We start from the raw sequence: 12666 nt of genomic DNA, 5'->3' as shown, positions 1-12666 counted from the left end.
ACGCTTACGTTGACAGCAGTGGCCAATGAAGGTTATGAGTTGGATAAGGTCATGGCTGGCGAAACATCAGTAGCTATGACAGCTGGAGCTGACCGTACCTATACAGGTACATATCAGGCTAATGCCAGTGTAACCTTTGTTGTTACTTTCAAAAAGACCGAACAGCCACAAGAAAAGGTCACTGTGACTTATGCAGCTCCTCAGAATGGACAATTCTCTGTGAAGAACGGCTCAGATGCAGTTGTTACCGGTTCTACTGTGGACAAAGGCTCTACTCTTTCTTTGACAGCCGTAGCTGATGAAGGTTATGAGTTGGATAAGGTCATGGCTGGCGAAACATCAGTAGCCATGACAGTTGGAGCTGACCGTACCTATACAGGTACATATCAGGCTAATGACAATGTGATATTTACTGTCAGCTTCAAACCTATTCAGAAGATGTACACCGTTACTGTGAAGGCCACAGAAAATGGTACTATTGTTCTGAAAAATAGCGAAGGGCAAGAAGTTGTTTCTGGTTCAAAAGTGGAAGAGGGTAGTATGATAACTGTTGTCGCTACTCCGAATGAAGGATTTGAGCTGAAAGAACTTAAGGCTAATGATACGGATATTTTCGTAGCAAAGACATTCAAGGTAGAAAAGGATACGGAGGTAACAGCCCTATTCTCTCAGAAGGTGATAAAGTATACCGTTGTGGTTGCTCCGACCGAAAATGGTAGTGTTAGCCTGAAAGACATGCAGGGCAATCCTGTTGCTTCGGCTTCTCAGGTAGTGGCTGGTACAGAGCTGGAAGTAGTAGTGACTCCTTCGAAGGGATTCAAGTTAGAAAGCTTGTTGGCCGGGAAAGAGAATATTACTGAGACGAAGAAGTTCGTTGTAAACAGCAATGTTACTGTAGTAGCAAGGTTTGTTTTGGACGACTCTGTCGAAGCTGTTGCTTCTGAAAGTGTTCGTGTTTATCCGAATCCGGCAACTGACTATGTTTTGGTAGAAGCCAATGCAGATGCTCAAATCCGCTTGCTGTCAATGAATGGTCGCACACTGATCTCTGCTCGAACCAGTGCAGAGGGCTTTGCTCGTATCGATCTGAGTTCGATAGCTGCAGGTACTTATCTGCTGACGATAGACGGAGCTGTAAGAAAGCTTATCGTGAAGTAACAATCAATCTAACGGGGCTGTGGCAAAATTTAATTTTGCCCACAGCCCCATTTAGATGCGTTAGAATGCGCAAAATGCAAGGCACTAATACTGAGGCTGAAGGGAGCATACCGGAGTATGGAACCGAAGCCGAATGTCGCAAGTAACACAGCTGTTTGCGTATTACGACACATCGCCATGGTGAAGCCGGGGTGACGAGACAATGCGTTCTCGTTACCCCGGCTTTTTTTTATGCAGTGAGTATTGTGCACCACGACACTCTCAAAAAGAGAGTCAATAGGGAGAGAAAAACGAAGAGATAATATCCTATTTTCCGCTCTTAAAACAGATAAGTTCTGTAAAAACTCACTCCTCGATAAAATCCAGAAAAACAGAAGAAAAGGAGATCATAGAGACAAGTGAATGCACCTCTTTTTATGAGTTCTTATTGACCTTCCAGAATGTCGATGAATAGAGCGTTCTGGAGAGGTCAAAATTCTCTCCTGAGAGAAATTTTGCTAACACGGGAGAGAGCATTCGTTTCCTCAGGAGATAATTTTTGTTCTCTCCTGTGTTAGTAAAAAGCGACTCCTATGAGTATCAAAAAAGAGAGGGAAAAACGAACTAAAAAGCCACTAATTTGAGCGAAAAGACAGTCTGATCCGATAATACAAATAAGAGTAGTAATACAAAATATAACGTTGCCTGTGAAGATTACATCAATACATTTAGCAAGCTCTGTGCAATACTCTTATTCTGAGATTTTGTCGAAAGACCATGTAGATTTTCAGTGAAAGGTCTGGAGAGGGCCTTTTGAGCTTGTGCAACGGTTTCTACAAATGCCTTTCTGCGTGGTAACTGGACCGAACCAGCGGTGCTGACTCTATGTGTCGGAAGCCTTTCTCCAAGCCAATCAGGCGAAGGCGTTCGAACTGCTCCGGTCGAATATATTCCTCTACTGGCAAGTTGCGTCTGGAGGGTTGTAGGTATTGGCCGATGGTGATCACGGAAACACCGACAGAGAGCACGTCATCCATCAACTCGCAAACCTCTTGCTCCGTTTCGCCTAATCCCAGCATGATCCCAGTCTTGGTTGTGACACCAGCGGCTGCAATATGTGCCAGTACGTGCAGGCTGCAATCATAGGTTGCCACATGTCTTACCGAGGGAGTTAGTCGCCGAACCGTTTCCATATTGTGCGATATGATATCTGGCTTGGCTGCTATAATGAGGTCAATGAGGTCTGTTCGACCTCGAAAATCGGGTATCAGTACCTCTATGGTCGTATTGGGGCAGGTTGCCTTGATTTGTCGAATCGTATTTGCCCAATGGTTCGCCCCATAGTCGGGGAGATCATCTCGGTCTACACTGGTAATCACCGCATGTTTGAGCTTCATCAGCTCGATGCTACGTGCTACATTGGCTGGCTCGTTAGGGTCGAGAGGCAAGGGCTTGCCAGTATTGGTGTTACAGAATCGGCAAGCTCTGGTGCATATATCTCCGGCAATCATAAAGGTGGCCGTGCCACGGCTCCAGCATTCGCCCATGTTGGGGCAACGACCACTGGAGCAGATCGTATGCAAGCAATGCTTGTCTACTATGTCTTTCGTGCGGGCAAAGTGGTCGTTTGCACTCAGACTGATTTTGAGCCACTCAGGTTTGCGCAGAGGGCGTTTTCTGGGCCCTTGCAGAGGTGTTTCTTCTGTGGTCATTAGAGGTTGTCGAAAAGATAATTGGCCATGCGAGTATACAGGTGTAGACGGGTATTGCGCCCCGGTATACTATGATTTTTATCAGTGTATATTGCCTGCTCGAAAGGTATGCCTGCCTCTACCAATAGATTGGTGAGATTCATTGTATTCTGCAGGTGTACATTGTCATCGGCAGAGCCATGGATAACCAATAGTTTGCCACGAAGTTGATTGGCAAAGCGAAGAACGGAGGCTTCGTCGTATCCTCGCCCGTTTTCTTGTGGAGTGCGCATATACCGCTCTGTGTATATAGTATCATAGTAACGCCAATCGGTTACGGGGGCTACAGCTATCCCCAGCTTGAAGGTTCCCTCTCCTTTGCACAGACTCATCAGAGTGTTGTACCCTCCATAGCTCCAGCCCCATATCCCTATACGAGAGGCGTCTATATAGGGTAGTTTCCCTAATTCTTTGGCTGCGCTTATTTGGTCTTGTGTCTCCAATGTGCCGAGTTTGAGGTAGTGACATTTACGCCAATCTTCTCCTCTGGCGGCAGTGCCTCGTCCGTCCACGCAGGCTACAACGATCCCATTGGCTGCGAGGTATTGTTCCCAATCGAGTCGGAAAAGATCTGCCACCTGTTGCGAGTTAGGACCACTATATTGCACCATGAGGAGTGGATATTGTTTGTTCGGGTCGAAGTCAAGAGGCTTCACTATCCATGCATTCATATCCTGTCCGGCTCCATTTTTCACTTTGATAAATTCTTTCTTGGCCAATTCGTAGCCCTGCAATTTCTTCCTTAGAGCTGCATTGTCTTGCAGGATACGTAGAGGTTTATTGGGAGTCTTCGTCCTGTACAGAGCAACCTCCAAGGGAGTATCGATGCTACTATGATTGTTGATGAAAAAGGAGAAGTTACCGCTGAACCGGGCATGATTGTTACCCTTGGCATTACTCAAGCATAGTGTTTTCCCTTTCGGATCTACACGGTAGACTTCCCTACGCAACGGACTTTCTTTGGCTGCTTGGTAGTAGATGTTTCCTTGCCCATCCATTCCGTAGAAGCGTGTCACATCCCATTCTCCCTTGGTTATTTGCCGTTGCATTATCCCTTTGGCATTGTATTGATAGAGATGTTGCCATCCATCTCGTTCGGAGAGGTACACAAAACCATCGGCAAGTAGAAGGATGGAGCTTATGGCTTGCTCGTCTATATATCTCTCATTCTTGTCTTCGAGTATCAGTTTTGCTACCAGACTTTTGGGATGTACATAATACATCCGCAAGAGATTCTGTTGTCTGTTGAGGGTGACAACAGCCAATTCATCCGATTTGTAAGTAAACTGTAGCCGTGGAATATAGATGTCTGCCATATTCGGTAGTTGCACCGTCTTAGTAGAGCGATTGTCTATGTTGTACAGATGTACGGAGAGGCGGCTGTTTTGCTCCCCTGCCTTGGGGTATTTATAACGATAGGCTTCGGGATAGAGCTTTCCGGCTGGGGCATACATGGGCATGGCATATTCTTTCACCAGACTTTCATCGGTGCGACCATAGGCCAGAAAAGAACCATCCGGGCTGAAACTCATCAATTTTGTCTGTCCAAATTCTTCTTCGTAAACCCAATCGGTTTGTCCGTTGATTATCTCATTCTTCTTGCCATCGGTCGTCACAGCAACTTCTGTGTCGAAGTCGAATTTTTTGATATAGATATTGTTGTCTCTCACAAATGCGACCATACGACCATCGGGGCTGAATGTCGGGATACTGATTTGCCCTCCTTGCTCCGAAAGCGGTTTCACAAGTTTGCGTCTGACATCATAGTCATAGACTTCTGCTGTGTAGGAGTGTCTGTAGACCGGATTTTTTTTGTTGAGGAGTAAGATATGAGTGCCATTAGGACCTACGATGTAGTCATCGAAGTGATCAAAGGAACAGTCTTTGGCCGAAGTAGTACTGAAGAGCGTATCCACGACTTTGCCTGTGGCGAATTCATAGCGTACAATAGCTGTATTGTCTTTTGTCTTTTCTGTGTAGAAGGTATCTCCCATGGGGCGGAATGTACCTCTGGCTCCCAATTCTTGAAAGTCCCCTCCGGTAATTTCGCTTAGGGTTATTCTCTTCTTCTGTTGAGCTGAGAGAGGCAATACAGCGATCAGGCCCACAAGAGCCATGACTATGAATGTCTGTTTTTGTCTTGTCATATCTTGGTTTTGCTTTGGTTTCTTTCGATGTTCGACTTTGTTTTCTTCTTAGGTACGTTTGGCAGACTCTGTGCTGTCTTGAGGAACAGAAGAGGGGAGCTTATCGGTCTCATTGAGAGTACGTTCTGTTTTCTCTTTACCTGCTGCTTCTTCTCCGGACTCAAACTCTCTATTGTCCTTTTGATGCTCTGTTGTTGCTTCCTTGATTTCTCTGTTATTCGTCCTTCCTTCGTCCGGTTTTTCCTCCGTGGCGTTTTTCTCCTTGGTTGGTTGCAGGGCCTGCTGCTTTGCTGCTCCAGTCTGCTGTTTCATTTTTACCAACTCTGCGGCTGGTATGACACTAAATTCGGTACGTCGATTCAGTTGGTCTGCTATCTGCTGTCGATCACTCGACAAAGACTGAATGAGAGAGTCTGTCAGGATTGTTCCCTCAGGCAGAAAGTCGTATGTCTTGGCCAATCCTTTGCTTATGCTGCGGGGTCGCTGTTTGCCGCAGCCGATGGGATACAGCCGGGTAGAATCAATTCCTTTGGAGACAAGATAGTCGCACACCGATTTGGCTCTGCGATCGGAGAGATCCAAATTGTATGCATCCGATCCCTTGCGGTCTGCGTGAGATGTCAGGCGTATGGAAATATCCGGATTGTCGTTTAGGATTTCTATTAGTTCATCCAAGCTTTTCTTGCTTTCTGGGCGTAGCGAAGCTTTATCGAAATCATAGAAAATATCTTTGAGAGCTTCGGGTGTCAGACGAGATGCGAGGTAAAAATCGACATAGTACACCTCGTCTTGCCGAGCAGTGTCGGTCTGGATACGTGCATAGCGGTTGAGGAAAGAGGATGCTCCGGCGAGCATGACGTATTCGGAGGCTCCTTCGACAGCTATCCTGTATGAGCCATCGTCTTTGGTGTAGACCAAACCTTTCCCCACAGGGCCTTTGTCTCCCACGATGCGTAGCTCTGCTTGAGGGATCGGTTCCCCTTCTCGGTCATAGACATAGCCCTCTATATAGAGGCGAATTGCAGGACGGTAAAATTCGTACAAGTGTGGTCGAGCCAAGGCATCATTTCTTGTAGAAGAGAATAGACCGCTCTCGGCTATGGGGTCATCGGAAGACCGTTCCGTAGGATCGAATACAAAACCGAAATCATCAGCAGAAGAGTTGATTGGAGGAGCCAGATGTGTCACATCCCAGTGCCCAACAGAGTCGAGTGTGGCACAGAAAATATCCAATCCACCAAGCCCCGGATGTCCGTTCGAGGCAAAATAGAGAGTCGAGTCTGTGGCCATATAGGGAAAAAGTTCGTCCCCTATGGTATTGATGTCTGTTCCGAGATTTTCCGGAAAGCCAAATCCCTCCTGAGTGATAGCTGCGCGATAAAGGTCTTTCCCCCCACGGGAGCTTCCTCCTTCGCTTACGAAGTACAGCCATTTACCATCAGGGCTTGGTGCCGGGTGTGCTGCCATTCTCAGGCTGTCGCTCCACAGTTCCACAGCTGTGCCGCTACTCCATCCACCATCTCCCGATGCTTTGGAGCTATATATTTTGGCAGTACGAGAGTATAACTCATTTTGCTCGGCATAGGTGTAGTAGAGGGTTTTGCCATCCGAGCTAAGAGCTGGTGTGCCTTCGTCCTGATCAGTATTGACCCCACCAGGTAGAGAGTCAGCTTTGCTGTATTTCTCTTTGTTATCCCTTTTGGTGTAATAGATATTGTTAGGGTTGAGGCCGGTGATATCGCTGGGGCTAATAGAAGGGTCTTTGCTTCTGCTGGAGGAGAAGTATATGGCGGAGCCGTCGGGAGCATAGGTGGCGGAGAAGTCTCCTCTGGGCGAATTGAGCAGCGGGGATTTGCGTATGCTATAGATCGCAGTTTTTTGTCCTGACGTTGCTATCCGGCAGCCTTCCTCTCCGAGTATTCGTCTGGGATCCTGTGGGTGAGCAAGGGCGAATTGGGCATAGTATTTCTGTGCATCCTTATATCTGCCCAAGCCGTGAAAGGAGTTGGCTATGCGCAGGTAGAGCAAACTGTCGGGGTATCTGTATCGCAGAGCAGACTGGTAGGAAGATAGGGCCTTGTTCATTTGCCCCAGACGACTGTAATTCTCTGCGGCATGCCAAGCCAGATAGGCTCGTTGCTCTCGTTTGTCTTTGCGAGTGCGTTTGTAGAGGATGTTGTAGTAGTTTGCTGCCTTATGATACTCTCCATTGTGTTCGGCTTTCTCCGCATCACCGATCTTTATGCTCTTGCAACTGAGCACCGAAGCGAGCAGGAGCAGGCAACAGCAGATATGGTACAGCTTTTTCACAATCGTTAGGCTATTCCGATCAGTTTGTGTAACTGGATACTCAGCTGCCAGCGCGGATGCGCCAGGCAGTATTCTATACATCGTTTCAGGGCTTGTGGATCTGCCATATCACCTTTAGGTTGAGTCTGGAAAACCGGGCTTACGCAGTAGTGATGAGCAGCAGGCAGGAGACTTTCGTGTGGGGGAAGCTCTCCTGTTGCTTCTATCAAAAAGCGCCATTCACTCACTCCTTTGGGGAAGATCCGGGCAAGCAGAGACCAATCGCGATGCTTTGGGCTGCAACTGATATAATCCAGTCCTTGTGGAAGAGTATGGGTGCCGTTGGTTTCAATAGCTTGGTAGTAGCCTAGAACGGCAAAGTAGGCAATATGTTCATCAGTGAGTTGTAGGCTGGGCTCGCCCCCTGTCCATATCATTTCCCGAGAGGGGTATGTGGCTATTGCTTGGGCTATCTCGTGGACTTGCATAGGACGACCATGGGCAAAATCCGTATCGCAAAAAGAGCAATCAAGGTTGCAGCCGGAAAGTCGCACAAAAACGGATGGCCGACCGCTGCGTCCGCCTTCGCCTTGCAGGCTGTAGAATATCTCTTTTACGAGCAATGGCTTCATCTTCTTACAGAGAATAGGTTGCCGAACATTTAGCTGTTTCTTCTACTCGGCAGCTGTGCAGGGTCACCCGACTGCCTTGCAACAAAGATGGAGCTATATCTTCGACCAGATAGCGAGCCATATTCTCTGCTGTCGGGTTAAAGGGAACGATCACGATGTCCTGTGGTACAATGGCTTGAAGTTGCTCCAATAGCGGATCTTCCTGCCAGATCATGAACTTATGATCCCATTCACGCTCCAGATAGGCACAGAGGGTGGATTTGATTGTGCCGAAATCAATCACCATACCCAGCTCGTCTATTTCGTCCGAAATGCAGCAGAAGTGTATGCGATAGTTGTGACCATGCAAATGTTTACACTTGTGTTGGTGCCCCACCACTCGGTGCCCCATGCTGATGTCGTGGTATCGTTCGGCTGTAATCATTGGTTTGTAGCGTATTGTTCAGCTGCTGAAAAAACGCTCCCGTCTATTCCCAGAAGCTCCCAAAGATACGGTTTTTGCCCCTAATCATGGGATTGATGCAGAGTTGAGGTTTGATATGTGAGACAAGTAGAGGCGACAAGTGAGCTTCGGAGGAAAAGATGAATAAGCTTTCCGTTGGTTCAGCAATTCGTGTCAATCACGGCTGACTTACCAACGCATACTTGAAGAATAGCCCTTGGTAGACAGTAATATGAACTTCTTTGTTTAGCAATGGTCCGAATTGCTCTGCTTTCCCCTCGAATCTATATTGTTCGCCTCTGTTTTCTACTGAAATCCTCACAAAGCGTTTGTCTCTACTTTGCTCCTCCTCGCTTAAAACAGCTTTCCCCTTGAAGACAATTTCATGATACAGGGCATTTATATTGGAATACAAGCTCGGTTGGGAGAAATAGATACAAACAATCATCATTATGAATACAGTCCACCATTTTAGCCCTATATCTGGGGGAGTGCCGAATGCTCCATACAATTTGAAGTTTCGAAGCATCTTGCTAAAAGTATTGTCTCCAGTAATAAAAATTAAATACAACAACCATGGTGCAATGACAAGAAGTAAGCTTATTAACCATGTATAAACAATTGGAATTTCAGATAGAAATAACTCTTCTTTCGCCACATTGGATATGATTAAAATGGCAAGCCAAAATAGGGTAAATCCTAATAGGAAAAGGAGACTCCTAACAATCAGCTGCGTAAATTTTAGAGGCTGTTCTTGCTCTGCTTTCCGGGCTATTGATTTTTTGAATTTCATTTGTCGGGGATTTTTCTAAATGTTGAGAAACTACTTCAGATAAAAAGGATGCAGCCAATAATCCGTAATAGGTTCGAGTATATTTCTTCTAGGCTGAACTTCGGGCTCTATCGTTCTTTTCCTTCTAACGATATAATTAAATAATCCGACGAGAGACTGTTTTTGTGAAAAAACAACAATTGACATTTGTGTAGCCAACAAATCGAAATCTTTTGTCCCATTTTCTCTCTCATTTTTGTGTCGTTATGGAGATAAGATATGAAAAAATGACCGAAGGTTTCTTCAATTACATTCTTATTTGAATGTATTGTTTGGGAGAAATGCTTGTCTATCCGCAATAGGAAGCTGTTGTGTATCATCAAATTCGTTACAAATATAGCTGATGCAAGAATGGAATAGAAGTTTCTAATCTCTACTCGAGAAACTCCTAACAAGCAATCTTGGGATCGATCGAGAAACTCCGGTCGGCAATGCTGGTTTTGCGAGGGGTGAGGTGTCTCTGCCCTATTACATCCTCTGGTTTCAATTCCTTCTCCCAATTCCTGCTTTTGCGAAGTCTGGCAAGAGGCTCGCTAAGAAGGTCTTTTGAGGGAGTGAGAAACAATTCCAGAGGACTTTTATCGAGGCTCCCGAATCTTTCCTGTTTCATGGTTTTAGATTATTGGTAAATTTGTCGCCAACAAGTTTTTTAGTCAACCTTTATCTAATCAACCAACCTTTATAAGATACTGAATGATGAAGAAGATTATTCTCTTGACGCTGGCCTCTCTGTTAAGTATATGGGCTGCAGTGGCCGGGCCGATAGATTCGGAGCGTGCGAGCTTGATTGCTACACGCTTGTTTGAACAAATGGAGAAGCCTTCACCTTTGAAGAAAAACATAACTTCAAAAGGAGAAATAAGGCTGACACATACCGTGATGATGGATGCGGATATACAAGCCGCCGGATTTGGCTCTATGGGTGAGTCGCTTACGCCTTGTTTCTATGTATTCAACCGTGGTGATAATGCCGGTTTTGCTCTTGTCGCCGGGGACGATTTAGTTCCGGAAATACTGGCTTATTCCGACAGAGGACAAATTGACATGGAGCAATTGCCGGACAATTTAGCCTTTTTCCTCCGTCTTTATCAGCACGAAATACAGACTATTATAGCTTCCGGAATTGATGTGTCTACCTTTTCCTCCTTTGAGTATCCTGATCTGCCTGAGGCTGTACTGCCATTGATGGAGACCGGTCCATGGGAGGGCAAAGCCATCCGTTGGAATCAGCTTGCACCATACAATATGCAACTTCCCGAGGGGGCCATCTATACTGGTTGTGTGGCGACAGCAGTGGCACAATTGATGCGTTATTATACTTGGCCGGAAAAAGGACAGGGAAAGAACGAGTATACGGATTATTATGGGAACGAGTATTCCGTAGAATTGGGCCAGACCTATGACTGGGAGAATATGCCGGGAACTGTAGACGAGAAGAATGCTCCTAAGGAACAACGTTTGGCTCTAAGTGCATTGATGCGTGATGTCGGATTATCTATCAATACATCCTATTCGAATAGAGGAAGCTATGCCTACACTCCCCCCGTGATACGAGCTCTAAGGAACAATTTTTTCTACAAGAAGAGCATAAAGATGCTTGACCGTCACACTACCACCGCCTATGAATGGCAGAAAATTGTGCGTACTGAGTTGAGCAAGAAAAGACCCTTATACTATGCCGGTGCAGACAGAACATCTGGTCATGCCTTTATTTGTGATGGCTATAAAGCTGATGGTACCTACCACTTCAACTGGGGCTGGAGTGGATTGTCTAATGGATATTTCCGCCTGACACTTCTAGCTCCTCTGCAGTTGGGAGCAGGGGCCGGAAACGGTACCTTCACCATACTGCAAGAGATTATTGTCGGTCTTGAGCCAGACAAGGATGGAGCAGATGACAAGTTTGGAGATTGTGATTTCCGTCTCAATGACATGCATAAGGTGAGAGATGCAGGTCAAAAAATAGAAGGAGAAGCACGAATAACTTGCATCAACGAATTCAAGCCTAATTTCCTTTTCGGTGTCCGTATAACAGACTCGGAAGGAAAAAGCACTGACCTGCAAGCTTACGAAAAAGAACTGACCGTCAATTATAAATATTCTATCAGTATCCCTTATAAATTCGACACAGAGTTACTCAAGCCAGGTACTAATAAGGTGACTTTCATCACCAAACGTACTGATGTCCCTGGAGCTGATTGGATACCATTGCTTTCCTACGCAGATATTCCTCATCCTTATTATTACATAGACAAGGCTGACAAGTTGAATATCAGAGTGGTCGGAGCCAGACAATTTGATGTAAAAATCGAAAAGGTTGAGAGTGACCTCCGTTCGTATGGGCCGAGTACGATAGATGTATTTTTTACGAACAGCGGAATAGATGAACAGCGAGAGCTATTATTCCTAAAACTGACTCCTAAGGGAGAAAATCAAGCTCTCAAACCATTTTCTTTCAGAGGCCAATTGGCAGAAATTGCACCAAATGGAGCCTCTTCTGTGTTGCATTTGGAAGTAAAAGAGCTAGAAGTCCTGGCAGGTACCTATACTCTTCTTGGCAGATTTGACAGAGAATACGATTGGCAAGAGTTGGGAGAGGTCGAGGTTAGAAATTATTGGGACGAGTATATCTCCAACCCCAAAAGCCGAGAGCAGATGCTCGCATATCCCAATCCAACAACCGGACAAGTAATACTTCGTAATCCGGGAGTAGACATGGTCGATTATGCTCTCTATACCATGGATGGTCGTTTGCTCAGAAGAGGTTTGTTACAGACAACTGAGCAGATTGTCGATTTCAGTGAGTTGCCAGTAGCTGTCTACCTGTTGCGTATAGGACAAGAACAAACCAAGTTGGTGAAGAAAGACTAAGTTCCAACAGATAGAATAGTAAGGCTGTGGTATCCGGCTTCCCTTGTCGAGTTACCACAGCCTTATTTTTTCATAGCTACACGTAGGAGGGGTAGAGAAGGATTGTCTATTTCCTGCTATTGAAACTGATATGTTTTGTAAATTCTTATTCGCGACAAAAAGTGGAGAAAGAGAGAAGAAAAGACTGTACGAACAAACGGATAACCTCCCTTTTTATACGCTCTATATCGATCTTTTGAAATGCCGATGAATAGGCCGTTCTGAGAGGGTCAATTTTCTCTCCTGAGAGAAATTTTGCTAACACAGGAGAGAGCATTTTTTTTCTCAGGAGAGAATTTTTGCTCTCTCCCGTGTCATTCAAAAACACCTCCTGCAGGGATCAAAAAAGAGTAGAAAATCCAAGGTCAAAAAGCTCCAATCTGAGCATAAAAACATTGCTCGTAAGCAACTGAAAGCAATAAAAAGACACACTATTTAACCGGCTTCTTGTAGGATCATATCGGCACTATTGAATGAGGGCACAGCCTTTCGAGGGGGATGTGAGCTCCGTGCTGTAGTTCTCTTT

General features: G+C 45.7%; 9 protein-coding genes. 2 read left to right on the top strand and 7 right to left on the bottom strand.

Annotation, left to right across the window (positions count from 1 at the left end; translation table 11 throughout):
- Nucleotides 1-1158: InlB B-repeat-containing protein (locus B5D48_RS08090; RefSeq protein WP_143742832.1), on the top strand; the 1158-nt coding region annotated here is incomplete at its 5' end.
- An 812-nt stretch (nucleotides 1159-1970) separates the two neighbouring features.
- On the opposite strand, the gene lipA is transcribed toward B5D48_RS08090, so the two are convergent.
- The 7 genes from lipA to B5D48_RS08055 form a co-directional block, all read right to left on the bottom strand.
- The gene (gene lipA / locus B5D48_RS08085; RefSeq protein ID WP_023937334.1) at nucleotides 1971-2849 is read right to left on the bottom strand and encodes a lipoyl synthase; all 879 of its coding nucleotides are present in this window, start codon (nucleotides 2847-2849) and stop codon (nucleotides 1971-1973) included.
- Nucleotides 2849-5035, bottom strand: coding sequence for a S9 family peptidase (locus B5D48_RS08080; protein WP_023937333.1), 2187 nt, complete (start codon nucleotides 5033-5035; stop codon nucleotides 2849-2851). The genes lipA and B5D48_RS08080 overlap by 1 nt, the downstream gene beginning before the upstream one ends.
- A gap of 48 nt (nucleotides 5036-5083) precedes the next feature.
- Nucleotides 5084-7345, bottom strand: a complete 2262-nt coding sequence (gene porE, locus B5D48_RS08075) for a PorE family type IX secretion system protein (RefSeq protein WP_023937332.1) — start codon at nucleotides 7343-7345, stop codon at nucleotides 5084-5086.
- A gap of 5 nt (nucleotides 7346-7350) precedes the next feature.
- On the bottom strand, nucleotides 7351-7947 hold the full coding sequence (locus B5D48_RS08070; protein WP_197711758.1) for a 7-carboxy-7-deazaguanine synthase QueE: 597 nt from the start codon (nucleotides 7945-7947) through the stop codon (nucleotides 7351-7353).
- Between the two features lie 13 nt (nucleotides 7948-7960).
- Nucleotides 7961-8380 (bottom strand): 6-pyruvoyl trahydropterin synthase family protein, encoded by a 420-nt coding sequence (locus B5D48_RS08065; protein ID WP_023937330.1) that lies wholly within the window; start codon nucleotides 8378-8380, stop codon nucleotides 7961-7963.
- A 196-nt stretch (nucleotides 8381-8576) separates the two neighbouring features.
- A complete protein-coding gene (locus tag B5D48_RS08060) occupies nucleotides 8577-9191 on the bottom strand; it encodes a hypothetical protein (protein ID WP_023937327.1) in 615 nt (204 codons plus the stop codon).
- Between the two features lie 427 nt (nucleotides 9192-9618).
- Nucleotides 9619-9840: a hypothetical protein gene (locus B5D48_RS08055; RefSeq protein WP_023937324.1), complete on the bottom strand. Its 222-nt coding sequence runs from the start codon at nucleotides 9838-9840 to the stop codon at nucleotides 9619-9621.
- 83 nt (nucleotides 9841-9923) lie between these two features.
- Here B5D48_RS08055 and B5D48_RS08050 point away from each other — a divergent pair, with 83 nt between their 5' ends.
- Nucleotides 9924-12101 carry a thiol protease/hemagglutinin PrtT gene (locus B5D48_RS08050; protein WP_023937322.1) on the top strand — a complete coding sequence of 726 codons (2178 nt, stop codon included), beginning with the start codon at nucleotides 9924-9926 and terminating at the stop codon, nucleotides 12099-12101.
- Nucleotides 12102-12666: the final 565 nt, after the last annotated feature.

The organism is Porphyromonas crevioricanis (assembly GCF_900167225.1).
In the GTDB taxonomy this organism is placed as follows: domain Bacteria; phylum Bacteroidota; class Bacteroidia; order Bacteroidales; family Porphyromonadaceae; genus Porphyromonas; species Porphyromonas crevioricanis.
Note: the sequence above shows the minus strand (reverse complement) of the source record. Positions and strands in the feature narration are given on the sequence as shown.

What these genes read in the sequence shown, in the direction of transcription:
- lipA (WP_023937334.1), bottom strand. Translation starts at nt 2,849, where the DNA reads ATGACCACAGAAGAAACACCTCTGCAAGGGCCCAGAAAACGCCCTCTG.
- B5D48_RS08050 (WP_023937322.1), top strand. Translation starts at nt 9,924, where the DNA reads ATGATGAAGAAGATTATTCTCTTGACGCTGGCCTCTCTGTTAAGTATA.
- B5D48_RS08060 (WP_023937327.1), bottom strand. Translation starts at nt 9,191, where the DNA reads ATGAAATTCAAAAAATCAATAGCCCGGAAAGCAGAGCAAGAACAGCCT.
- B5D48_RS08065 (WP_023937330.1), bottom strand. Translation starts at nt 8,380, where the DNA reads ATGATTACAGCCGAACGATACCACGACATCAGCATGGGGCACCGAGTG.
- B5D48_RS08080 (WP_023937333.1), bottom strand. Translation starts at nt 5,035, where the DNA reads ATGACAAGACAAAAACAGACATTCATAGTCATGGCTCTTGTGGGCCTG.
- B5D48_RS08055 (WP_023937324.1), bottom strand. Translation starts at nt 9,840, where the DNA reads ATGAAACAGGAAAGATTCGGGAGCCTCGATAAAAGTCCTCTGGAATTG.